A 23,618-nucleotide genomic window follows, 5' to 3' on the forward strand; every position below is an offset into this window, starting at 1 on the left:
GCATCACCATGCACCCGCATCACCAGGACAAGGCCACGTTGCTCGAACGCCTGATCTTCAACAATCGCCCCGTGGTCATCGCCCTGTGCGTGCTGGTCAGCATCTTCCTGTTCTGGCAGGCCACGCAGATACGCCCGTCCACCAGCTTCGAGAAGATGATCCCGCTGCAGCACCCGTTCATCGAGCAGATGATGGAGCACCGCAACGACCTGGCCAACCTCGGCAACACCGTGCGCATTTCGGTGGAGGCCGTGAATGGCGACATCTTCGACAAGGACTACATGGAGACCCTGCGGCAGATCCATGACGAAGTGTTCTACATCCCTGGCGTCGACCGTGCCGGGTTGAAGTCGCTGTGGAGCCCCAGCGTGCGCTGGAGCGAGGTCACCGAGGAAGGCTTCTCGGGTGGCGAGGTGATTCCCAACACCTACAACGGCTCGCAGGACAGCCTCGACACCCTGCGCGACAACGTGCTCAAGTCGGGCCAGGTGGGGCGACTGGTGGGCAACAACTTCAAGTCCAGCATCGTCGATGTGCCACTGCTGGAGAGCTACCCCGACCCGCAGGACCCAGGCAAGCAGGTGAAGTTGGACTACCAGCAGTTCTCGCACCAGCTTGAAGAAAAGATCCGTGACAAGTTCCAGGCGCAGAACCCCAACGTGAAGGTGCACATCGTCGGCTTCGCCAAGAAGGTCGGCGACCTGATCGACGGCCTGGTGATGGTGGCGATGTTCTTCGGCGTCGCCCTGGCCATCACCTGGGTGCTGCTGTACTGGTTCACCTGGTGCATCCGCAGTACCATCGCCGTGCTCATCACCACCCTGGTGGCAGTGGTCTGGCAGTTGGGCCTGATGCATGCAGTGGGCTTTGGCCTGGACCCGTACTCGATGCTGGTGCCGTTCCTGATCTTCGCCATTGGCATTTCCCACGGGGTGCAGAAGATCAACGGTATCGCCCTGCAGTCGAGTGACGCCGACAACGCCCTGACCGCCGCCCGGCGCACCTTCCGCCAGCTGTTCCTGCCGGGGATGATCGCCATCCTCGCCGACGCCGTGGGCTTCATCACCCTGCTGATTATCGACATCGGCGTGATTCGTGAACTGGCCATCGGTGCCTCCATCGGTGTGGCGGTGATCGTGTTCACCAACCTCATCCTGCTGCCGGTAGCGATCTCCTACGTCGGCATCAGCAAGAAGGCCGTCGAGCGCAGCAAGCAGGACGCCACCCGCGAGCACCCGTTCTGGCGCCTGTTGTCGAACTTCGCCAGTGCCAAGGTGGCGCCGGTGTCGGTGGCCCTGGCGCTGGTCGCCTTCGCCGGTGGCCTGTGGTACAGCCAGAACCTGAAGATCGGCGACCTCGACCAGGGTGCGCCGGAGCTGCGCCCCGACTCGCGCTACAACCAGGACAACAACTTCATCATCAGCAACTATTCGACCAGTTCCGACGTGCTGGTGATCATGGTCAAGACCCCGCCGGAAAGCTGCTCGATCCACTCGACCATGGCACCGATCGACGAGCTGATGTGGACCATGCAGAACACCCCGGGCGTGCAGTCGGCAATTTCCCTCGTGACCGTGTCCAAGCAGGTGATCAAGGGCATGAACGAGGGCAGCCTGAAATGGGAAACCCTGTCGCGCAACCCGGACATTCTCAACAACTCCATCGCCCGCGCCGACGGCTTGTACAACGGCGACTGCTCGCTGGCGCCGGTGCTGGTGTTCCTCAACGACCACAAGGCCGAAACCCTGGAGCGGGTCACTGCCGTGGCCAAGGCGTTTGCCGACAGCCACAACAAGGAAGGCCTGCAGTTCCTGCTGGCGGCGGGCAATGCCGGGATCGAAGCGGCGACCAACGAGGTGATCAAGTCGGCCGAGCTGACCATCCTGATCCTGGTGTACATCTGCGTGGCGGTGATGTGCCTGATTACCTTCCGCTCGTTCGCCGCCACCCTGTGCATCGTCCTGCCGCTGGTGCTGACCTCGGTGCTGGGCAACGCGCTGATGGCCTACATGGGCATCGGGGTCAAGGTGGCGACCTTGCCGGTGGTGGCGCTGGGTGTGGGCATTGGCGTGGACTATGGCATCTACATCTACAGCCGGCTGGAAAGCTTCCTGCGCGCCGGGTTGCCGTTGCAGGAGGCGTATTACGAGACCCTGCGCTCGACCGGCAAGGCAGTGCTGTTCACCGGCTTGTGCCTGGCCATCGGCGTGTGCACCTGGATCTTCTCGGCTATCAAGTTCCAGGCGGACATGGGGCTGATGCTGACCTTCATGCTGCTGTGGAACATGTTCGGTGCGCTGTGGCTGCTGCCGGCGCTGGCAAGGTTCCTGATCAAGCCTGAGAAGATGGTGGGCAAGGAGGGGGGCTCCATTTTCGCTCATTGACCGCAGGGGGCCGCTCCTGCAGGGGAACGCGTATCGGCAGGCTGATGCGATCCCTGTAGGAGCGGCCTTGTGTCGCGATGGGCTGCAAAGCAGCCCCAGGGCTATAATGCCAACTCATTTCAGATTGGTACCCCCATGTCCCCCCTCGCCACCGCCCTGCAGTCCTGCGACATGCTCCTGATCGACGGCCTGCACGCCTTCGACTTCACCTCCGATGAATCCGGCCTCACCATCGAATGCATGGACGGCCGCCAGCTCCGCCGCTGGACCTTCACCCCCGAGCAGATCACAGCTGCCATCGCCGTGGGTGACGAGTGGCAACTCGACGATGCCGACGGCGCGCATCGGCTAGTCTGTATGAGTGCCTTTCGCGCCCCGGATGATGACGAAGATGAATCGGATCTGGACGAGCCTGCTGACCGCTAGCCTGATGAGCCTGACCATCCATGCCCACGCCGCCACCTTGCTGGTGGGCAGTTACACCGATGGCGCCAGCGAGGGCATCTACCGCTACGGGTTCGACGAAAAGACCGGTCATATCGACCCGTCGCCGCAGCAGGTGGTGGAGAGTGTCAGCCCTTCATGGCTGGTGCTGTCGGCCGATCAACGCCAGCTCTTTGCGGTCAACGAAACGCCGAAGGGCGGGGTCAGCAGTTTCGCCGTCAGTGCAAAAGGCGAGATCAAGCTGCTCAACCAGGTACCCAGCCAAGGTGACGAGCCTACCCACGCCAGCCTCAGCCAGGACCAGCGTTATCTGTTCGTGGCCAACTACGCGGTCAAGCCCGATCCCGGCGGCAGCCTGGTGGTAGTCCCGGTGGCCAAGGACGGCAAGCTCAAGCCGGTGGTGCAACAGGCCCGGCACAAGGCGAGCGGGGTCAACCCCGAGCGCCAGGCCGGCGCCCATGTGCATTCGCTGGTGCTGTCACCGGACGGCCGCCACCTGTATGCCAGCGACCTGGGGGCCGACAAGGTGTTCATCTACCGCTACGACGGTGCCAGCGCAGACCACCCGTTGACGCCGGCGATCCCCGCGTCGGTGGACCTGCCGCCGGGCAGCGGGCCGCGCCACCTGTTGTTCGACGCCAAGGGTCGGCACGCCTACCTGACCCTGGAAATGAGTGCCGAAGTGGTGATGTTCGACGTGCAGGAGGGCAACCTGGTCGAACGCCAGCGCCTGCCCCTGACCGAGAGCAAGGAAGCTGCGGCGAAAGCGGCAGGTGGCTTGCACTTGTCGGCAGACGGGCGCTTCCTGTATGTGAGCAACCGAGGCACGGCCAACGAGATCGTGGCGTTCAGCGTGGGCAAGCAGGATGGCCAGCTGACCTTCCTGCAGCGCCGTTCGGTGGAGGGGGATCATCCCCGCGAGTTCGCCCTCGACCCGAGTGACAACTTCTTGCTGGTGGCCAACCAGAAGAGCAACCAGATCGTGGTGATGCGCCGCGATCCGCGCAGCGGCAAGCTGTTGGAGACGGTGCAGACGCTGAAGCAGGATGCGCCGTCGGACCTGAAGTTCATCGAGTGATATCGATCGGCGTGATAGTCGATACTGGCGCAATGAATTTTTGCCTGCGGCTTCGGCGGCGTAAGTTTGACCCAAGGCCCAAACAGGCCAACGTCAAACCACCGCCGTCGAGGTCAGCCCAGATGAACTTCAATCTCTTCCCGGTCATTGCCGCATCCGCCATTTCCGCTTCGGTCGTATTGCCAGCGCATGCCCATGCCGACAGCAGCGGCAAGGCGTCCGCTACCCATAGCTACACCGAACAGTACCTGCGCCAGAGTGCCAACTTCCATGCGGCATTGAGTGGCAAGCACAACCACTGACTCAAGCCTGACACGGATCCTGTGGGAGCGGCCTTGTGTCGCGAAAGGGGCGCGAAGCGCCCCCAGGATTTCAGCGGTTTACCCCAGGATTGCCGGGGCCGCTGTGCGGCCCTTTCGCGACACAAGGCCGCTCCCACAGGGGACTGTGCAATGCTGATAGTTGTTCATTTGGCCATGACTGACCTGAACAGCTCCGAAGCCAACCACCCCTCCAGCCAGCTCCGCACCCGCGGATAAGCCGCCTCGGCGAACCACTGCGGTTCGACCCCGGCAAACTGGCGCATCAGGGGCAGCAACGCGGCATCGGCAATGCTCGGGTGCGTGGCCAGCAAGTAGGGCCTGCCTGCCAGCAGGCCCTCGAGCTCCGCCAGCCAGGCCTCGGCCTGCTGGCGGTAATGCTCGCGGGTATGCTCGGGGTAGCGCTCGGCATACTTGTACAGGTTCGCCTGCGCCTTGAACGTGCTGTCGTTGCGCGCAATCAGTGTTTCAGCCTGCTGCGCCGCCGCAGGGTCGGCCTGCAGCCGCCAGTCCTGGGGGTCGTTTTGCGCCAGCGCCCAACGCATGATGTCCAGGCTTTCTTCGAGCACCCCGGCACCGGTATCCAGTACCGGCACCGTGCCCTTGGGTGACAAGGCCAGCAGTTCTGCCGGCTTGTTCTTCATCGCTACCTCGCGAATCTCCACCTTGCACTCCGCATAGCGCAGGGCCAGGCGCGCGCGCATGGCCCAGGGGCAGCGGCGGAACGAGTAGAGGATCACCCGCACACCTCCACGTCACTCAGGCCATTGCCTTGGCGGCGCACCTGGATCTGCACCGGGATGCGTTCGTGCATTTCCTGCACGTGGGAAATCACCGCCACCTTGCGGCCCTGGGCCTGCAAGCCGTCAAGGGCGTCCATGGCCAGTTGCAGCGACTCGGGGTCGAGGCTGCCGAAGCCTTCATCGATGAACAGCGATTCGATGCGCAGCGTGCTGGAGGCCATCGAGGCCAGGCCCAGGGCCAGGGCCAGCGACACCAGGAAGGTTTCCCCGCCAGACAGCGAGTGCACCGAACGCAGTTCGTCACCCATCTCGGTGTCCAGCACCAGCAGGCCCAGGGCGCTGCCGCCGCGCTTTAGGCGGTAACGGCGGGCCAGCTGGCGCAGCTGGGCGTTGGCGTGGTGCAGCAGCAGGTCGAGGTTGTAGCCCTGGGCGATCTTGCGGAACACATCGCCAGAGGCCGAGCCGATCAGGGCGTTCAGGCGAGCCCAGCGTTGCCACTGCTGGTGGGCCTGTTCGATTTCCGCCGCCAGCGCCTGGTGCGCCTGTTGGCGACGCTGGTCATCGGCCTGCTGTGCACGCAGTTCGGCGCATTGCTGCTCATGGCCGGCCAGGCGTTCGCGCAGTTCGGTCAGGGCCTGTTCCAAGGCGTCGGCCGAGGTGTCCACAGTCATTTGCGCGGCATGTTGCTGCAGGCGTTGTTCACGTTCCTGCAGCAGCACGCGTCCCTGTTCGATGGCCTTTTCGGCGCCTTGCAGGCGCTGGCGCAGCTCATTTACCTGCGCGTCCTCCATGCCCAGCAGGCGATCCAGGCCGGCGTCGTCCAGTTCCGGGTGTTCTGCGCGCCACTGGGCGATCTGGCCCTGCAACTGCTGGCACTCGGCGTCCAGCGCCTGCTGCTGCTGGGTGTTGGCCTTGAGTTCGCTGGCCAGTTGCACGCCTTGGGTACGCAAGTCCTGCAGGCGCTGGGCAGTGTCGGCATCGAGGGCGCGGGCCTGCTCCAGCGCGGCGTCCATATGCAGTTGCCAGGCTTCGGCGCTGGCGTGTCCGCCCAGCAGTTCGCCGAGCGAAGCCTGGGCCTGCTGGCGCTGCTCGTCGAGGGCGGCAAGTTTCTGCTGCAGCTGCTGCTGGGTCTGCACGCGTGCCTGCTGCTGGTCGCGCAGCTTGTCCAGCTGGGCCTGGCGGGCTTGCTGTTCTTCCTGTTCGTCCTTGCGCTGCTCCAGTTGCTGCAGGCGCAGGGCGATCTGCTGGTCCAGGGCGAGGAAGGCATTGGCCGGGTCGTCGTTCAAGGCCTTGAGGGCCTCTTCGGGCAATACGCCGGCAAGGTCCTCAAGGCCTTGCTGCAACTGCTGCTCGTCGCTGGCCAGGGCCTGGTGCTGTTGCTCCAGGTGGCGCTGGGCTTGCTGTTGCGCCTGCTGGGCGGCCTGCAATTGCTGGTTGAGACGGGCTGCATCTTTTTGCAGGGCGAGCAGGGCGCTCTGGCGTTTCTCGTCCTGGCCGATTTCTTCGTCCAGGCGCCGCAGCTGGCTGTCGAGCCAGGCACTGCGGGCATTGTCGTCCTGCGGGGCCAGGGCGGGCCACAGGCTGTGCGCCTGCACCTGGGCCACCAGCGGTTGTAGCTGTTCGCCCAGTTGCTGCTGTTGCTGCTGATAATCCTTGAGCTGGGCGTTGACCACGCCCAGCTGGGTGCGCAGCTCCACCAGCTTGCTGTTGAGGGTTTCGACCTGCTTCTGCGCGGCGTCTTCCTCGGCCTGGTCATGGCGACCCAGGCTTTGCAGCAGCGCGTCAGGCTGGTGGAACGGGTGCTCGGCGCTGCCGCACACCGGGCAGGGTTCGCCGTCGCGCAACTGGCCGCGCAACTCTTCGACGCTGGTGTTACGTGCCAGGCGCTGGCGTTCCAGCAACTGGCGGGTGAGGTTGAGCGCTTGCTCGGCGGCTTCCAGCTCGGCCTTGGCGGCGGTGCCTTCGGTAATCAGTTGCTGGCGCTGCTGCATGGCCTGCTGCTGACGCACGCGTACGGCCTCCAGCTGTTGGCGCAGCTCCAGTTCACGGCCATGCAGACGTGACAGCTCTTCCACGGCGCGCTGCTGCTTGCGGTTGTCCTGCAGCATGCCACCCAGCAGGTCGATCTGTTCTGCCAGGGCCTGGGGTTCGGCCTTGGCTTCGCGGAACAGCAGCTCGAAGGCATCGCGCTCGGCCTGCAAGTGCGCATTGGCCTGGCTGGCCTGGGCTTGTAGGCCGGGCAGCTCTTCACGGCCCTTGGCCAGGCGGCCACCGATCAGCATCACTTGCTTCAGTTGCGGCAGGTAGGCGTGCCAGGCATTGGCCAGGCCCGCCAGATGCTGGCTGTCGGCGAGCGCGGTGTCGATCTGCGCCAGTTGCTGCAGGCTGCGCTGCTGGTTGTCTTCGAGCTGCTGCAGGTGCTGCTGGCCTTCGGCGACCTGCTGCTCGGCCTGCTGGCCGGCGCTGCGCTGTGCTGCCAGCTCCTGGTCCAGGCGGGCCAGGTTGTCCTGGGCGGCAAAGGCCTGGCGCAGGCGAGGGGCGTTCTCGCTGTGTTGGGCCTGGCTATCGGCAAGCGCCTGACGCGCGGCGTCCAGCGCCTGTTCGAGCTCACTGGTGCGCACTTGCAGTTCGGCTTGCTGCTGCTGTTGCTCGGCGATCTTCGCTGCCACCGGTGCCAGTTGCGCGGTCAGTGTCTGCTGGCGGTGGAACTGGTGACGCTGCGGGGCCAGACGCTCCAGGCGCACCAGGTCCAGGCGCTGGTCAGCCAGTTGTTGCCAGTCCTGTTCGGCGGCCTGCAGCGCGGTGCCGGCTTCGGCGTGCTGGGCCTGCAACTGGCGCTGCTCGTTCAGCCAGTTGCGTTGCTGTTCCAGCTGGCGCTCGCCAGCCTGGTCGGCCTTGAACTGCTGTTGCGCCTGCTCCAGGCGCTGGTCGAGTTCGGCGCGCGCTTCGGCGGCCATCGGCAGCAGGTGGCTGGCACGGTCCTTCAGGGCATTGTGGGCCTCACCGGCTTCGCGTGCCTTGCTGAAGGCGCGCTGGCCCAGGCGGGTGTAGATGGCGGTGTTGGTGAGCTTTTCCAGCAGCTCGCTGCGTTCTTTGTCGTCGGCCTTGAGGAAGGCGCCGAATTCGCTCTGGGCCAGCATCACCGCGCGGGTGAACTGTTCGAAGTTCAGGCCCAGGCGGGCTTCGACCAGTTGTTTGTACTCGTTCTTGCCACTGCCCAGTACCTGCTCGCTGTCCAGGTCATAGAAGCTCTGGCGGCTGTGCTGCAGCTTGCCGTTGGCCTTGTCGCGGGCGCGGTTGGCTTCCCAGCGGGCGCGATAGCGGCGGCCATCGATGCCGACGAAATCGACTTCGGCAAAGCCGCTGCCGGTGCCGCGGCGCAGCAGGTTGCGCGGGTCGGAGGTAGGGATTTCACCGTCTGCATCCGGCACCTTGGCCTCGCGGCCAATGTCGTTCAGCCGTGGCACGGTGCCGAACAACGCCAGGCACAGGGCGTCGAGCAGGGTACTTTTGCCCGCCCCGGTAGGCCCGGTGATGGCGAACAGGCCGGCGCTGGCCAGCGGTTCGGCGGTGAAATCGATATCGACCGGGCCGGCCAGGGATGCCAGGTTCTTCAGGCGGATGGCGAGAATCTTCATGGCTGTTCCTCTTCCTGCTGCACGTCCTGCAACAGCAGGGCGAAGTCGGCCAGCGCCTGTTCGTCGGCGGGGTTGCCATAGGCCTGCTCCCAGGCGCGGCTGAACAGGTCCTGCGGGGTCATCTGGGCCAGTTCGACAAAGGCCAGGTCATCGTCTTCGGCATTGTTGCGGCCGGCGTATTCGGCACTGATGCGGATCAAGCGCACGGCCTTGCCTTGCAGTGCGGTTTCGATCTGCTGGCGCAGGTCGGGTTGCGGCTCATCCAGTATCACCCGCACCTCCAGCCAGGGCTGGCGGTTGGGGTCTTCGAGCAGGTCGATCACTGGCAGCTCGGCCAACTGCTCCAGCAGTTCGCCCAGTGGTGCCGGGCCGACCCGTTGCAGGGCCACGGCGCGCGGTACCGGGCGCGGTTCGACGCTGACCAGGCCAGTGCCGTCCAGCTCCACTTCCAGCACTTGGTGCGGGTAGTTGATTTCGGCGAACGACAGCGGGATCGGCGAGCCGCTGTAGCGGATGCGTTCTTCGCGGTTGACCTTCTGCGGCTTGTGCAGGTGGCCCAGGGCGACGTAGCTGATGGCCTTGTCGAACAGCTTGGCCGGCAGCGCTTCGGCGTTGCCGATGATCAGGCTGCGTTCGGAGTCCTCCGACACCGCGCCACCGGCCATGTGCGCGTGGCTGATGGCGATCAGCGCCTGGTCCTTCTTGCGCTTCTTTTGCGCGGCGGCGATCAGTTGCTGGTGCACCTGGGTAATGCCTTGCAGGTAGTCGTCACCCAGTTGCGGGCCGGTCACCTCGGCCGGGCGCAGGAAGGGCAGGGCCAGGCACCAGGCGGCGACCTTGCCACGGCCGTTGGTCAGCGGAATCAGCAGGCGCTCGGCATCCAGCTGGCCCTCGTCCAGCCAGTGCACACGGCCCAGGGCATGGGTGCGCAGGCGGCGCATCAGCGCCGCGGGCAGCTCGATGCGCGAGCCGGAGTCGTGGTTGCCAGCGATCATCACAATGTCCAGCTTCGGCTGTTGCTCGTGGGCCTGGACGATGAAGTCGTAGAGACGTTCCTGGGCTTTGACCGGCGGGTTGACCGTGTCGAAGATATCGCCGGCGATCAGCAGCGCATCCGGCTGGCGCAGGCGCAGCTGGCCGAGCAGCCAGTCGAGGAAGCAGGCGTGTTCGAAGTCGCGTTCCTGGCCGTGCAGGCTTTGGCCCAGGTGCCAGTCGGAAGTATGAAACAGACGCATGGATGACCTGTTGGTGTCGAGTCGAGCAAGCGGGGGCTTGGCTTGGGTGATGGGTGTTGCGCAAGGGCGGTATGGTAACCCAAGCCTATGCGGCAAGGCAGTCGCTCCTGGCGGGTAAGTGCTTTCCTACAAGCAGGTCCGCGCACTGAACGCCTTGTTCATTGACGGCCTAACGGCGTTTTCCTAGCGTCCTTGGGTTTCAAGCCTCAAGGACGCAACAATGATCAAGGATCTGACCGAGCGCTCGCTGCTTCAGTCTTGTCGTTCATTCACGTTGCACAACTTGGCCGAACAGGAGTAACCCCTCATGTTCGAAGCGGCCAGGTTTGGCGACGAGATTTCACACACCGGCGCATTGGGCGGCTTCCTGCTGGGCGCTGCCCTGGGTATCGCACTGGTGGCCACGGTGGCCATCGCCACCTTCACCTGCGGGTTAGGCGTGGCTTTGCTGGCCGGCATCGCGGCAGGTCTCGGGGGCAGCTTGCTGACCGCTGCCGGCGAGGCACTGGGCAGTCTGTTCTCATCCCCCTCAGGGACGATACTGACGGCCTCGCCCAACGTCTTCATAAATAGCCGCAAGGCCGCCCGCGTCGAGAAAAGCATCGGTGCCTGCGACAAGCACCCCGGCCCGGTGCAGATCGCCGAGGGCTCGACCAATGTCTTCATCAATGGCGTCGCGGCGGCGCGCAAGGGCGACAAGCTGACCTGCGGCGCGACCATTTCCGGGGGTTCGAACAACGTCTTCATCGGCGGTGGCGCTTACCGCTACCTGCCCGTGGATGACGAAGTCCCGGAGTGGCTGCGCACCACCGTGGATGTGCTGATGGCGATTGCTGGCGCAGCCAGTGGCCTTGCGAATGTGCTCAAGATGGGTACCCAGGCCGGTATGAAGGCCGCCCTACCTTGTGCCCTGAAATTCACGGCCGGCTTCATTGCTGGCGAAGTGGCCGCCCGCTACATGGTCGAGCCTGTGGCACGCAGGGTGTTGGGTGGACTGGTTGGCAACCCGGTCGACCTCACCACCGGCCGCAAGCTGATCCCCGATGAAATTGACTTCAGCCTCCCGGGCTTGATGCCGATCGAGTGGTCACGTTTCTACGCCAGCGACCTTACCGTCGACAGCGTGCTCGGGCGCGGCTGGGTGCTGCCCTGGGAGCAAAGCCTGCGTCGGCGGGGCTCATTCATTTACCTCACCGACAACCAAGGCCGCAAAGTTCCGTTCGTGACCCTGCAACCGGGCGAACGGATCTACAACCCGCACGAGCAGGTGTACCTGGTGTGCACCGAGGGCGGCCACTACATCCTGCAAACGCGGGACAACCTGTTCTTCTACTTCGGCGAAGTGCCAGACACCAACAGCGAAGTGCCGCTGCAACGCATCGAGAACGTTCTCGGTCACTTCCTGCATTTCACCCGCACGCCTGACGGTACGCTGACCGACATCAGCGGCACCGGCGGCACCCGCGTGCACCTGCACTACGACCACCCGCTGGGCCGCCTGACCGACATCAAGCGCGTGGTGAACGACCAGGCGGTCGAAACGCTCACCCAGTACCGCTACGATGAACACGGCCAGTTGAGCGCGGTGATCAACCGCAACGGCCACACCGTGCGCAGTTTCAGCTACGCCGAAGGCCTGATGGTAACCCACAGCAACGCGCTGGGCCTGGGCTGCCATTACCGTTGGGAAACTCTCGGCGGCCAGCCGCGCGTGGTCGAGCACTGGACCACCGATGGCGAACGCTTCCACTTCCGCTACGACCTCGACGCCCGCACCAGCTGGGCCACCGACGTGCTCGGCCGCGAGCTGGAAGTGCAGTACAACCCCGACCACCGGGTGATCGCCAGCCGCGACTACGGCGGCGAACGCTACGCCACCGAGCTGGACGACAATGGCAACATGGTCGACCTGACCTTGGCGGACGGTAACCGCCTGCAATTCAAGTACGACGAATTCTCCCGCCTGCTCGAAGAAACCGACCCGCTGGGCCGCAAGACCACCTACGAATATCACCACCTGACCACGCTGGTGACCCAGGTCAGTTACCCGGATGGCAGCACCTGGCGGGCGCGCTACGACGAAAAGGGCAACCTGCTCGCCGAATTCGATGCCCTGGGTCAAATGACCGAATACCTGAACAGCGATGACGGCCTGCCGCACACCATTATCGACGCGACCTACAAGTCCAAGTACCTGTGGTGGAACACCTTGGCACAGGTCGAGCGTTACCAGGATTGTTCGGGCAAGAATACCTGGTACCGCTACGACGAACGCCAGCACCTCGTCGCGGTAACCGATGCGCTGAACCAGACCACCACGCTGGAGCGCAAGCCCGACGGTGAGGTGCTGCGCATCAGCCATCCCGACGGCACGGCGGAAACTTTTACCTACAACGACCTTGGTCAGGTGCTCGACCACACCGATGGCAAAGGCCAGATCACCCGCCTGCTACGCACTTCCCGTGGTTTGCCGAGTAACCGCCGGGACCCGAAAGGAGGGACGGTTCGTTACGAGTACGACAAGGCCTGGCGTCTGACCGGGTTGGTGAACGAGAACAACGCCACGTACCGCTTTGCCTATGACGCCTCGGACCGGCTGACTGAAGAAGTGCGGGTGGATAACCTGACCCGGCGTTTCAGCTACAACCTCGGCGGCCATCTGACCCGGCTGGATGAGATTGGCTATGGCGAAAATGCCGAGCGGCCGGAGCGGCATACGCTGTTCGAGCGTGACAGCATTGGCCGGTTGGTCGCCAAGATCAACCGCGATGCGAGCCAGACCTTCGCGTACGACGACAGCGACCGGTTGCTGAGCATCGAGCGGCAGCCGACCGGAATCGGCAAGCAGCTAGGAATCAGCGAAGAAAAGCTGGAGTACACCTACGATTTGCTGGGCCGGCTGATCAAAGAAATCACCTCCGACGGCACGCTCTGCTACGAATACGACCCGCTCGGCAATCTGACTACGCTAACCCTGCCGGACGGCCGCAAGGTCAATCACCTGTACTACGGCAGTGGGCATCTGCACCAACTGAACCTGGACGGTCAGGTGATCAGCGACATGGAGCGTGATGACCTGCACCGCGAGGTTTACCGGACCCAGGGCAAGCTCACCAGTTGTTTCGGTTATGACGAGATGGGGCGCAAGGCGCGGCAATACGCCTCGATGCTGCCCGCCGACAAGCTCTCGCAGGTGCACAACACCGGTATCAATACCTCATTGCTGGTGGAGCATGCGTACAACCCGATTCACCGCCGTTACCAATACGACCCGGCAGGTGAACTGGTGCGTACGCTCGACAAGCTGCGTGGCGAGATCAAGTACGAGTACGAAGCGAACGGCCAGTTGCGCAGCCGCGATACGGGCTCGCTGGTTGGCAGCGAAGAGTTTCGTTACGACCCTGCGGGCAACCGCTTGGATTTCAATGCCCGGCAATTTGCCAAGTCCAGGGACAACCGCATCACACACTGGCGGGACCAGGAGTATCGTTACGACCCGTGGGGCAACCTGATCGAAAAATGCTCGGAATATGGCAACCGGTTGCAGCGCTTCGGTTATGACGGTGAAAACCGGCTGGTGCGGGCGGAGACATGGGTCAATGGCAAGCTGGAGAGTACCGGGCACTACCGTTATGACAGCCTGGGGCGGCGGGTGGCCAAGCTGGCTGAGATCAATGGCCAGGTCGAGCAGAAGCGCTTCCTCTGGCAAGGGCTGAGAATGCTGCGGGAGGAGACGCCGGGGCAGAGCATCCTGTATCTGTATGAGCCGGGTAGCTATGCGCCGTTGGCGCGGGTCGATCAGGCGGAAGGGGAGGAGCAGAAGCTTTATTATTTCCATACTGACCAGATTGGTACGCCGCTGGAGGTCACGGACAGTGACGGTAAGATCGTCTGGCAGGCGACGTATCGCTCGTGGGGGGCAATAGAGAGTCTGCCGATCAATGAGATCGAGCAGAATTTGCGTTTCCAAGGTCAGTACTTTGATAGTGAAACGGGACTGCACTACAACACGTTCCGGTACTATGGTCCTGAGATAGGGCAATTTATCACCCAAGACCCAATTGGCTTGGGCGGGGGATGGAATCTCTATAAATATGCCAACAATCCGGTTGTTTGGGTTGATCCCTTTGGATTGGATGCATTAAGCACTCTTGCCGAGCGTGGTTATTTTGGTATAACTAAAACACTAGGTGGTGGCCTAGATTATTCTGGTAGCAATGCGCTTTATGCGAAAAATCCAGGGGTCAATCCCATAGTGGTAATTGAATATACGGGAAATTATATTGAGGACTTTGAGGCTGCAAACAAAGTGGCCGAATTAAATCAAAAAACCACGCCGCGAGGCTATGTGTGGCATCATGTGGATGACTATAATCCTAAAACCAATAAAGGCACTATGCAATTAGTAGAGCAGAGGGCTCATCAAGGTGTTCCTCATAATGGAGGAGTATCTCAATATAAAGCTGCAACCGGAAAAGCTTATACATTCCCAGCCAGAAAGCCAGTGGCCGCGAAAAAAGCAGGAGGAATTTCATGTTAGATCTCGAAGGGTCTGAATCCAGTATTGATGTCGGTGATTTTTCAGAAATTGAAACTTTGGCAAATGGTAAGCTTCCGATCCTATTTAAGGAAATTTATCTTAGGAACAATGGCGGATTTCCCAGGGTTACCGAGGTGGAAGGTGATGAGTATGTATTTAGTATAAATGGTTTCAATTCGGTAAAATTCGGGGAGCTACCGATAGAAAAATTAATGCAAGAATATAATGCTCAAGATAAGGCTTTGCATGGCTATGTGCCTTTTGCATATGACGATGGCGGCAACAGCTTCATGCTTTCTCTGAGGGAGGAAGACGCTGGAACTGTATATTTACTAATTCAAGATGGTCTGCAAATGGAGAGGGTCTGTGCGAGCTTTGATGATTTCGTAAATTCGCTGAGCATTGGGTGAGATAGTTGTTTTATTAAGGTGAGGTTCAGTTGTTAAAGTGCTGGATTCAATCGCTTAGCAAGAACTGCTTGTGGGGTTGATAGATGTTGCGGCAATCGAGGTTGAACCGGAGTGCGTTGAGGTTTTCGCTCGCTTTGATTTTGCTAAACAGCGTGCGCCTGAACTGTGCTCTGACTTTACCGAGGCTTACAAACAGGCTGGACTGACAAAGGCTCAAGTGAAATCAATAGGCAAATACACTTGGCACCACTTGGACGATTTCGATCCTGTGACGGGCAAAGGTACTATGCAGTTAGTAATGCAGTCTGCTCACAAGGCTTCGTTGCCGCATACTGGCTCAGTCGCGCAATTCGAAAAATATTTTGGTTTGCCTTCTGGATCTTATGGGATACCTGAAGCTATAGCTATCTCACAGGATAAGGGTTGACTAAAGGCCGCCCACAGAAAACAACATTAAAAACTTGTTGAAGATTCTATAATGGATGACTTTGAACTGTTTGATTCTGGTGCTCCCGTCTCGATATTAGATATTGATAACCTTGAGTCTGAAATTGGCATGCAATTTCCAACGGACTTCAGGGAGCTTTACCTGTCTTTCAATGGAGGCACTCCGAATCGGGAGTTTTGGGCGGGCGATAAAAATTATGAGCCGATTAGAATTGAAGATTTTAAAAGCATCGCCAGCGCTGAAATCGTTGACAAAGACGAGACTAAATACATAGGCGGATGCTTCAATTTGATGGTGCATAGGAACGTATTGCCAGCACATTTGGTACCTTTTGCCGTTGATGAGGCAGGTAATTTTATTTGCCTTGATAAAGAAGGAGGTAGTGTTATTTATTTTGCGGTTGATGTTTTTCAGCCGGATATTGACATGCGCATAAATCACATTAACGCTCAAAAGATGTTGTCCTCTTCGTTTCGTGTGTTTATTGACTCCTTGGTTGGTGAGGGTGAGGTCGATCAGTAGATTCCTTGAGGGGCGTGCATATTAGGTCATTAGATGATTGAAATGAAAATGATGATCGACAAGTTGTCTGGTGCGCCTGCACTTATTCCCGGTGCATCCGAAGAAGATCTGGAATTATTTGTTCAGCGCTGTCAGTTGGCGTTGCTTGCTATGCCGCCCTCAGAGTATCTGGAGCTATTAGGTGTTTGTAATGGGGCTGCGGAGAATGGCGTATTTTTGTATTCAACTCGCCGAATACCATTTTCGGATTGTGCCGGTGAGACCAATGATTTTATAGAGATGAATTTGAATTGGCGTGATTTGGAATGGATGAAGGATTACTTGGTTTTTGGAGAGAGTGATATGGATGTTTATGTGCTGGAAATGTCCTCAAAAATATATCAGGTGAGAGATCGCCAGGCCTTCGATAATGTTTACTATGAGTTTTCAACATTTAATGAAATGGTAAGTCATATGTTTGGTTTTATGGCGGTCGGGTGAGTTTTTAAGGGGCAGTTTTCCAATTTCTGATAGAGTGTGATCCATGAACTCCCCCTGCTACAAGATGGGGCTCAATTTGCCGTGGCATCTCTGGCCCCATGAAAAACCCTGCGCCTCCTGGGTTTGAGGTTACGAGACCTCTGCATGCGGATTGTTCCGATGAAGGAATATACAGAAATGGAAGGTTTTTCTCGATTGGCTTCGAGGATCAAGTAAAGGTGTTAAACTATGAATCAAACTTCCAAGGGTCGAGTGAAGTGGTAAATACCTAGAAGAGGGCAAGATCATTTTCCGGATGGGGGTTATATAAAAATGGAGATATCCCTGTTGATCCAGGGTTTCGTTTTTCCATGATTGCTAAGGCTGCTAAATTGGGTTCGGAACTGCAGCGGGTCAATAGTTTGCCTTCGGGGTATTGAGGTGTATGAAAATGAATTGGCCTGAATCTTTGAGGCGGCGTATTGTAACGAGCTAAAAGGTTATGATGTATATTTTTCACCTTACGATGTTCCTAGAACAATGTCTGTCATTGCGATTGTCATGGAGGGGGCTGGGGTCTCAGCTTCAGCCCTTATGAAGCTCCATCGTGTACTTGGTGTCCCATTGTTGCAGTTGAAATCAACGATTCTGGCGCATGAGCCAGTATTAGAGTTGGAAATTTTTGACGGCGAATATCACGATCATGCAAAAATGATTCGATCAGTTTGTGCTGTGCTAACTGCGGAAAAAGTAGATGCGTCTTATTACGAAATTCCCTATGGTCAGCAATATGTAGGGAACCCCAAATTATCCATTTGGAAAATCGATTCAAGTCTGGTGGAGGGTATATTGAGTGCGGCTGATGATGAGGTGGAGCGACAGCTCAATAGTTAGTCTAATAGGGGGTATACGAAGTTCCTCAGCGGCACCCGCGTTCACCTGCACTACGACAACCCGCTGGGTCGCCTGACCGACATCAATTGGTGAACAACGAATTTCTGATCGCGCCGATCTGGAAGCCTTGAGTGTTTCGTGACTTGGCTCTCGCTTTGCGGGAGGTATTAAGCTTGCCCTCAAAAGCATGCTGTTTTACCCTCCAAACCGGCCATGATCATGGCTATTCGACACACACGGACGATAATCACAGGAGTCACCAATGGAAGGCATCCCACAAACCCAATCCACCCCAGATAACCTCAAGCCAAAATGGCGGGAGCGTTTCGCTTTCTTCGATCAGTACGGCGCACCCACCTCCGAGCCCTACAAAGCCGCTTTCCGCGCCTTGCCATTTGGTAAGAAGCTGCTGATCAACAACAACTTCATCGCCTTTTTCTTCGGCCCGATCTACTGGTTCGTGCTGGGACTGTGGAAGAAGAACCTGGTCATGCTGGCCATCATGATCGCCATCGGCGTTCTCCTGAGCTACTACGAGATCGCGACGGGTAGCGAAATCCCGCGCCCGTTGGATAACGGCATCAGCATGGCGTTTGCGTTTCTGTACAGCTTCCTGACCAACCGTGCCTACTACCTGAAGCAGACCAAAGGACAGCAGAGCTGGAACCCGTTCGAGGGGCAGCGGTTCATCTGAGCTGTCAGCCAGGTCAACCGGTGCTCGCAGGTTGATGAAGCCCCGATCACGGTCTCTGTAGGAGCGGCCTTGTGTCGCGAAAGGGCCGCAAGGCGGCCCCGGCGATTTTGCGGTGATGCGCAGATCCTGGGGGCGCTTCGCACCCCTATCGCGACACAAGGCCGCTCCTACAGGGGCCGCGCATGTCTTGGGGCTGTGTAGTCAGTGCCAGGTGATATCCCCGGTTTGCCGGTGCAACAGCAACTCGGCCAGGGCCTTGGTCATCTGTACGTGATGCACCGCGTTGACCAGCATGTTGATGCCGGGCTCGCCGGCATTGGCGCAGATGTATTCGTCCAGCGAGTCTTCGATGCCGGCCATCAGCTGGAGGGTGTGGATCAGGGCGTCAACCGAGGGGGTGTCCTGGTTGATGGTGTAGAAGGGGCGGGCCGTTAGTTTTACGGGTGGATCGGGGACGAGTTTCTTCATGGCGTATTCCTCTGAAGGAGAAGGGAACTGCCACCTGAATCTTTCTCACGGATTGAGGGTGGCAGCCGTACGCGGGGTGAGAAACCGAGGAGAAATACGCAAAGACTCGGCCAGGCCAAGGCCCGCCCACGTACGGCCACCATAGAGGTGCTGCGTAAAATCTCTGTCGGGTTCTCACACCCGGTCACCGAAGCGACCCGGAAACGTTATCCGTGAGGTGTTTCCCCGACAACAGCGATAGTTCGGCAGCGCGCGTAGGATAATTCCTAAGTGGGTTGATTCTGAAGCATTAGGGTGCAGGTTCAGAAATGTCGTACGGCGGCGGGTGGCACCGGCTACGCCGGTGTTCGCGGGTGAACCCGCTCCCACAGGTACTGCGCAAGGTTTGTGGGAGCGGGCATGCCCGCGAAGAGGCCTGCACAGGCAGCACATCACTTGGGATAGAGCGGCGGCAGGCTGCCGTTCTCGCCGGTCGGTAGCAATACCTGCTCAGCCGGCGGGATCGTACCGATCGCCCGCCACAAATCTTCACCCTGCCAATACTGCCCGCTCTCGCTATACAGCGCCCCGTTCAACCCATCCAGTGCATCCGACAACGGCACGAACCGCGCCGCCATCTCGGCCAGGGTCTCCGGCTGCTGGCGGGCCCAGGCGTCCAGCGCCTGGCGGGTTGCCTGTGGGTCGTTGGCCTGGCACGCGCGCTTGAGATCATCCAGCAAGGTACGCGGGCTCGGCCCGGCCTGCGCGGCACGCAGCACCGCTGGCTGCGAGCGGGCGCGCCACCACAGGGCAAAGCCCAGCACGGTGGTGAGGGCGAACACCAGGGTGGCCAGCTGCCAGGGCCACAGCAAGCTGCTGGCACTGCTGTTGTCGCCAACCGGGGTGTCGGCGCTCAGCGCCGGGTTGTCCTGCACATTCAGCGTGCGCGCCGGCAGGCTGCTGTGCTCCAGGTGGTCTTCTCGGGTATTCCACCAGGCCACTTCCAGCGCCGGCAGGGCCAGCGCGCCGCTGTGGGTTGGCACCAAGGCTTCGCGCTCTTCGCGGTTGGCAATCATCCCTCGTTCGCTGATTTCGTTGCGCAGCAACGGCTGGTCGGGGTACCGGCGCAGGCCGGTGATTTCGGTGGCTGGCAGCGGTGGCAGCTGGGTGCTGGACAAGCCTTCGGCACGCAGGGTGATGTTACGGGTCAGCGAGTCGCCAATCTGCACCTGCTGGTTGCCAGGGTCGGGGTTCCAGTGCTCTTCAAGTGTCAGGCTGCGGGCCGGTAGCCAGGGCGCGCCAGCAGGCCAGGCCGCCGGAATCGGCCGTACGGCCAGGCGCAATGGCAACGAACTGACCTGCACCTGGTGGCCGGCCCGGGTCGTGCCGTTGGCTTGCGGGGCCTCGTCCTGGCTAGCGGCGGCGGTGGCGGTGAAAGTCAACGGTGGGATGTCGAGGGTGCCGCTTTGTTGGGCATACACGGCATAGCGGGTTTCGATCACGCCGTGGCGGACGCCGTTGATTTCCTTTTCATAGGTGCGCGATTCACCCAGCGGTTCGACCTTGGCGTTTTCCAGTTGCAGCGGGCTGAGGCTGCTGTCGTCGTACAGTGCCACTGAATGGTAGATGCGCAGGGTGAGCACGGCCTGGGCCTGGACGTAGACCTCGCTGCTGTCGAGCGTGGCTTCGATGAACACCTGCGAGGCACTGTCCTGGCGGCTGGCATCGGCCTGCAGCACTTGCAGTTCGATGGCCTGGCTGTGCGACTGGCCTAGTTGCAGTTCGGGGATGCGCAGGCTGCCGCTGCGCCGCGGCAGCAGGGTGATGATCCAGCGGGTACTGGCGCGGGTTTCGCCATCGAGGCTGTGCAGGCTGTTCAGCTGGCGCGTGCCGCGCACTTCGAAGTCACCCTCCAGCGCGCGCAGGTCGGGCTTGCCGAACTGGGTGACGTCCTGGCTTTCCAGGGTCAGCTCCAGGCTTTCGCCGGCTTCCAGGCGGGTACGGTCGACGCTGGCACGCAGCAACGGTTCGGCCTGGGCCAGCACGGCCCACAGCAGACAGAGGAGAAAGACGCCGAAGCGACTCATCGTGAGGTTTCCTGATGCAATTGCTGTTCATACCAGAATTTGCGCCGCAGCAGCTCCGCCGGGTTGTCGGGGATCTCCCGCAGCCATTGTTCCAGGGCCTGGCGCTGTTCGGTATCAAGGCTGGTCGATACCGGGCGCTGCGGCGGCTGGGTGACGCTGTCGTCCGCGCCCGCTTGGTTGCCGGGCGTTACCTGGCTGTTGCTACTGCCTTCGCCGGGCTGTTCGGCGCTGGCCTGTTCGTCGTTGCCGGGCGTGCCTTGGGCCGGGCTGCTGGCCGAGCTGCTGTTGCCTTCGGTTTCGCTGCCGGGCGTGCCTTGGGTATCGCTGCTGGCCGGTTGTTCCTCGGCAGTGGCCTCGCGCTGTTGCAGCAGTTGCTGCACCAGTGCCTGGTTGTCCAGCGCCGCTTGCAGGTCGGGCTGGCGTTCAAGGGCTTGTTCGTAGGCGTCCAGCGCAGCTTCCAGCTCACCGCCGCGGGCCAGGGCATTGCCTCGATTGTAGTGTGCGGCGGCGGTGTCGCCTTGGGAAAAGGCTTCGGCAGCGCCGGCATAGTCGCCGGCCTGGTACAGGGCCATGCCGCGCCATTGCGGGTCCTGGAAATGGCGCGCGGCACTGGCCGGGCGATTCTGCTCCAGCAGGCGCTGGCCTTGCTGGTCGGGGCGCAGCCACAGGTCGTTGAACTCGAAGGCCTGGCTGGGCTGGGGCAGGGCCAGCAGCAGCGGCAGGCAGAACAGCCAGCCGCGTCGGCCGGCACAGGCGGCCAGCAGCAACAGCGGCAGCAGCAGCCAGTACCCCTGGTCGGCCCAGCTGTCCAGTTGCAGGGTCTGGCCATCATTGCGCCCGGTGCGCGGGCTGTCGAACAGGCCCAGGCCTCGCAGGTCGAGGTCGTCGATGCGAGCATGCCGGTAGCGCCCGCCGGTGCCGTTGATGAAGCCCTTGAGGCTGGCGCTGTCCAGGCGTGGCAACAGGATGCCGCCCTGGTCGTCCTTGAGGTATTCGCCATTGGCCTGGCGCACCGGTGCGCCTTCGCGGCTGCCGATGCCCAGCATCAGCAGGCTCGGGCCCTGGCGGCCGAGGGCCTGGGCGATGCCTTCGCGCTCCGGGGCGCTGAGCGACGAGCCGATCAGCAGCAGGCGGCCCTGGCCCAGGCCGCTCTGGGCAAGCAGGGCAAGGCCTTTTTGCACGGCCAGGTCGGCGCGCTGGCCGGGCTTGGGCATGATCGATGGGTCGACCGCCTCGAGCAGGTTGCGGCTGGTGGCCAAGTCATCGGACAGCGGCACCAGGGTGTGTGCGGAGCCAGCGTAGACCACCAGCGCGGTCTGGCTGTCGCGGCGGTGCTCCAGCAGGTCGAGGATTTTGCGCCGCGCCTGCTCCAGGCGGTTGGGCGGGCTGTCCTCGGCGAGCATCTGCGGGGTCAGTTCGAGCAGGATCACCAGTGGGTCGGCCGGGCGCTGGCGGCTTTCTTCCACGCGCTGCCAACTGGGCCCGAGCAGCGCCAGGATCACCAGCACCCAGGCCAGGCCCAGTGCTACCCATGGCAGCTTGCTGGTGCTGCCGCTGCCACCGCCGAGCAGGACGCCATGGAACGCCGGCGGCAGAATCATCTGCCAGCGCCCGGCGCGCTTGCGCCGGTGCCACAGTTTGTACAGCAGCCAGGCGAGCAGGGGTACGGCCAGCAGCCAGAGCGGGCGCAGCCATTCGGGCCACAGTTCGATCATCGCCGCCTCCTCAGGCGCAGGCGCTTCAGACGCTGGCGCCATTCCGGGTGCGGTTGCAGGAAGCGCGGCTTGCGCAGCAGGCGGTGCAGCAGGTTGTCCGGCCATTGCACGGCCAGCACCAGCAGCACGCTCAGCAGCAAGGCCAGGGCCAGGGGCCAGGCATACAGGGCCTTGGCCGTGCGCGCCTGGGTCGGTTGCTGGGCCACCGGTTCGAGCTGATCGAGGGTGTCGCCGATGGCGTCCAGTTCGGCGCCGTCATGGGCGCGGAAGTAGGCACCGTGGGTGATGTCGGCAATTTCCTTGAGCGAGGCTTCGTCCAGGTCCAGGCTCGGGTTCAGGCCGAGCAGACCAGGGGTGCCGCTGGCTTCGGGGTTGGCGCCGATGCCGATGGTGTAGATGCGCACGCCTTCCTGGGCGGCCAGGCGGGCGGCGGTCAGCGGGTGGATCTGCCCGCCGTTGTTGGCGCCGTCGGTGATCAGCACCAGCACCCGGCTTTGTGCCGGGCGTTGACGCAGGCGCTTGACCGCCAGGCCAATGGCGTCTCCGATGGCGGTGTTCTTGCCGGCGATACCGATCTGCGCCTCGTCGAGGAAGGTACGCACCGTGCGCCGGTCGAAGGTGAGCGGGGCCTGCAGGTAGGCCTGGCTGCCGAACAGGATCAGGCCCACGCGGTCGCCTTCGCGGTCCTGCAGGAAGTCGCCGAGCAGCGCCTTGACCAGGTCGAGGCGGCTGATCTCTTCGTTCTGCCACTGCATGTCGGGGAAGTCCATAGACCCGGACACATCCACTGCCACCAGCAGGTCGCGGCCGCTGGCGGCCACTGGCACCGGCTCGCCCAGCCATTGCGGGCGGGCGGCGGCGCACAGCAGCAACAGCCAGATGACGACAAAGGGCGCCTGCTGGCGCCAGGTTGGCAGGTTGAGCCGCGCGCGGCGCCCGGCCAGGCCTTCCAGTTCGTCGAGGAAGCCCACCTTGAGCACCGGTTCGCCGCTGTCGGCTGCTGGCAGCACCAGGCGCGCCAGCCACGGCAGCGGCAACAGGGCGAAGACCCACGGCCAGGCCAGTTCAAACATGCTTGCGAATCCAGGTTTCGACGGCTTGGCTGAGCCCGGCGATGGCCTTGTCGTCGAGCTTGCACTCGGGTTTGTAGGCGCCTTCGACCAGTACCATCCAGCGGGTCAGGCCGGCGGCCGGGCAGCGGTTGTCGAGAAACGCCAGCCACTGGCGGCCGTTGAGGGTATGGCTGTTGGCGCCTGGGTAGTGGCTGCGGCACAAGCGCTTGAGCAGGGCGTTGATCTGTTGCAGCCACGCCCCGGCCGGCGCGCCATCGTAGGGGCGCGGCAGGCGGGCCAGTTCGGCCAGTGCTTCCACGCGTACCGGGTCCAAGGGTTGTTCGGCACGCACGATACGACGTTTGCCCGGGCGCCAGTGGCGCACCCGCCACAGGCCCCAGGCCAGCAGCGGCAGCATGGCCAGCAGCAGCCACCAGCCGGGTGCCGGTGGCCAAAGACCGATCGGCGCGGGGGCGATCAGCGGCTGCAGTTGATCAAGCGGGTTCAT

At 61.6% G+C, this 23,618-nt stretch carries 19 protein-coding genes; 11 read left to right on the forward strand and 8 right to left on the reverse strand.

The genetic code is table 11. The features are described from left to right. The first annotated feature begins 8 nt into the window (after nucleotides 1-8). From KDB76_RS08905 to KDB76_RS08920, 4 genes are all read left to right on the forward strand, one after another. A complete protein-coding gene (locus tag KDB76_RS08905) occupies nucleotides 9-2,384 on the forward strand; it encodes an RND family transporter (RefSeq protein ID WP_024086538.1) in 2,376 nt (791 codons plus the stop codon). Between the two features lie 135 nt (nucleotides 2,385-2,519). Further along, on the forward strand, nucleotides 2,520-2,810 hold the full coding sequence (locus tag KDB76_RS08910; protein WP_013971631.1) for a DUF5629 family protein: 291 nt from the start codon (nucleotides 2,520-2,522) through the stop codon (nucleotides 2,808-2,810). Further along, entirely contained in the window at nucleotides 2,776-3,906 is a 1,131-nt protein-coding gene (locus KDB76_RS08915) for a lactonase family protein (RefSeq protein WP_023660912.1), read from the forward strand. Before KDB76_RS08910 ends, KDB76_RS08915 begins: the two co-directional genes overlap by 35 nt. 122 nt (nucleotides 3,907-4,028) lie before the next feature. After that, nucleotides 4,029-4,208 carry a hypothetical protein gene (locus KDB76_RS08920; protein WP_012271225.1) on the forward strand — a complete coding sequence of 60 codons (180 nt, stop codon included), beginning with the start codon at nucleotides 4,029-4,031 and terminating at the stop codon, nucleotides 4,206-4,208. A gap of 164 nt (nucleotides 4,209-4,372) precedes the next feature. On the opposite strand, the gene KDB76_RS08925 is transcribed toward KDB76_RS08920, so the two are convergent. Genes KDB76_RS08925 through KDB76_RS08935 form a run of 3 tightly spaced genes read right to left on the reverse strand, consistent with a single transcriptional unit; the run spans nucleotide 4,373 to nucleotide 9,842 of the window. After that, nucleotides 4,373-4,966: a glutathione S-transferase gene (locus KDB76_RS08925; protein ID WP_024086539.1), complete on the reverse strand. Its 594-nt coding sequence runs from the start codon at nucleotides 4,964-4,966 to the stop codon at nucleotides 4,373-4,375. Further along, nucleotides 4,963-8,607 carry an AAA family ATPase gene (locus KDB76_RS08930; RefSeq protein WP_038409148.1) on the reverse strand — a complete coding sequence of 1,215 codons (3,645 nt, stop codon included), beginning with the start codon at nucleotides 8,605-8,607 and terminating at the stop codon, nucleotides 4,963-4,965. The genes KDB76_RS08925 and KDB76_RS08930 overlap by 4 nt, the downstream gene beginning before the upstream one ends. Then, complete coding sequence (locus KDB76_RS08935) at nucleotides 8,604-9,842, reverse strand: exonuclease SbcCD subunit D C-terminal domain-containing protein (RefSeq protein WP_013971635.1); 1,239 nt, start codon at nucleotides 9,840-9,842, stop codon at nucleotides 8,604-8,606. Before KDB76_RS08935 ends, KDB76_RS08930 begins: the two co-directional genes overlap by 4 nt. Before the next feature lie 307 nt (nucleotides 9,843-10,149). On the opposite strand from KDB76_RS08935, the gene KDB76_RS08940 reads away from it, so the two are divergent. The 7 genes from KDB76_RS08940 (at nucleotide 10,150) to KDB76_RS08970 (ending at nucleotide 17,809) form a co-directional block, all read left to right on the forward strand. Further along, a complete protein-coding gene (locus KDB76_RS08940; protein WP_080708140.1) occupies nucleotides 10,150-14,382 on the forward strand; it encodes an RHS repeat-associated core domain-containing protein in 4,233 nt (1,410 codons plus the stop codon). Further along, the gene (locus tag KDB76_RS08945) at nucleotides 14,376-14,792 is read left to right on the forward strand and encodes an SMI1/KNR4 family protein (RefSeq protein WP_038409150.1); all 417 of its coding nucleotides are present in this window, start codon (nucleotides 14,376-14,378) and stop codon (nucleotides 14,790-14,792) included. Before KDB76_RS08940 ends, KDB76_RS08945 begins: the two co-directional genes overlap by 7 nt. 70 nt (nucleotides 14,793-14,862) lie before the next feature. After that, complete coding sequence (locus tag KDB76_RS08950; RefSeq protein ID WP_023662515.1) at nucleotides 14,863-15,219, forward strand: HNH endonuclease; 357 nt, start codon at nucleotides 14,863-14,865, stop codon at nucleotides 15,217-15,219. Nucleotides 15,220-15,270: 51 nt separating this feature from the next. Next, entirely contained in the window at nucleotides 15,271-15,762 is a 492-nt protein-coding gene (locus tag KDB76_RS08955) for an SMI1/KNR4 family protein (RefSeq protein ID WP_049870804.1), read from the forward strand. Between the two features lie 33 nt (nucleotides 15,763-15,795). Further along, nucleotides 15,796-16,242 carry a YrhA family protein gene (locus KDB76_RS08960; protein WP_023662513.1) on the forward strand — a complete coding sequence of 149 codons (447 nt, stop codon included), beginning with the start codon at nucleotides 15,796-15,798 and terminating at the stop codon, nucleotides 16,240-16,242. 519 nt (nucleotides 16,243-16,761) lie between these two features. Next, a complete protein-coding gene (locus tag KDB76_RS08965; RefSeq protein ID WP_080708141.1) occupies nucleotides 16,762-17,115 on the forward strand; it encodes a hypothetical protein in 354 nt (117 codons plus the stop codon). A gap of 262 nt (nucleotides 17,116-17,377) precedes the next feature. Next, nucleotides 17,378-17,809 (forward strand): DUF2628 domain-containing protein, encoded by a 432-nt coding sequence (locus KDB76_RS08970; protein WP_013971637.1) that lies wholly within the window; start codon nucleotides 17,378-17,380, stop codon nucleotides 17,807-17,809. 201 nt (nucleotides 17,810-18,010) lie between these two features. Here KDB76_RS08970 and KDB76_RS08975 read toward each other — a convergent pair whose 3' ends face one another. From KDB76_RS08975 to KDB76_RS08995, 5 genes are all read right to left on the reverse strand, one after another. Continuing rightward, nucleotides 18,011-18,277, reverse strand: a complete 267-nt coding sequence (locus tag KDB76_RS08975; protein WP_024086543.1) for a hypothetical protein — start codon at nucleotides 18,275-18,277, stop codon at nucleotides 18,011-18,013. 431 nt (nucleotides 18,278-18,708) lie between these two features. Then, nucleotides 18,709-20,343, reverse strand: coding sequence for a BatD family protein (locus tag KDB76_RS08980; RefSeq protein WP_024086544.1), 1,635 nt, complete (start codon nucleotides 20,341-20,343; stop codon nucleotides 18,709-18,711). Continuing rightward, complete coding sequence (locus KDB76_RS08985; RefSeq protein ID WP_024086545.1) at nucleotides 20,340-22,058, reverse strand: tetratricopeptide repeat protein; 1,719 nt, start codon at nucleotides 22,056-22,058, stop codon at nucleotides 20,340-20,342. The genes KDB76_RS08980 and KDB76_RS08985 overlap by 4 nt, the downstream gene beginning before the upstream one ends. After that, nucleotides 22,055-23,131, reverse strand: a complete 1,077-nt coding sequence (locus KDB76_RS08990; RefSeq protein ID WP_024086546.1) for a VWA domain-containing protein — start codon at nucleotides 23,129-23,131, stop codon at nucleotides 22,055-22,057. The genes KDB76_RS08985 and KDB76_RS08990 overlap by 4 nt, the downstream gene beginning before the upstream one ends. Continuing rightward, nucleotides 23,124-23,618 carry a DUF4381 domain-containing protein gene (locus KDB76_RS08995; RefSeq protein ID WP_013971642.1) on the reverse strand — a complete coding sequence of 165 codons (495 nt, stop codon included), beginning with the start codon at nucleotides 23,616-23,618 and terminating at the stop codon, nucleotides 23,124-23,126. Before KDB76_RS08995 ends, KDB76_RS08990 begins: the two co-directional genes overlap by 8 nt.

Source organism: Pseudomonas sp. JS425, from assembly GCF_018223845.1.
Taxonomy (GTDB): domain Bacteria; phylum Pseudomonadota; class Gammaproteobacteria; order Pseudomonadales; family Pseudomonadaceae; genus Aquipseudomonas; species Aquipseudomonas asiatica.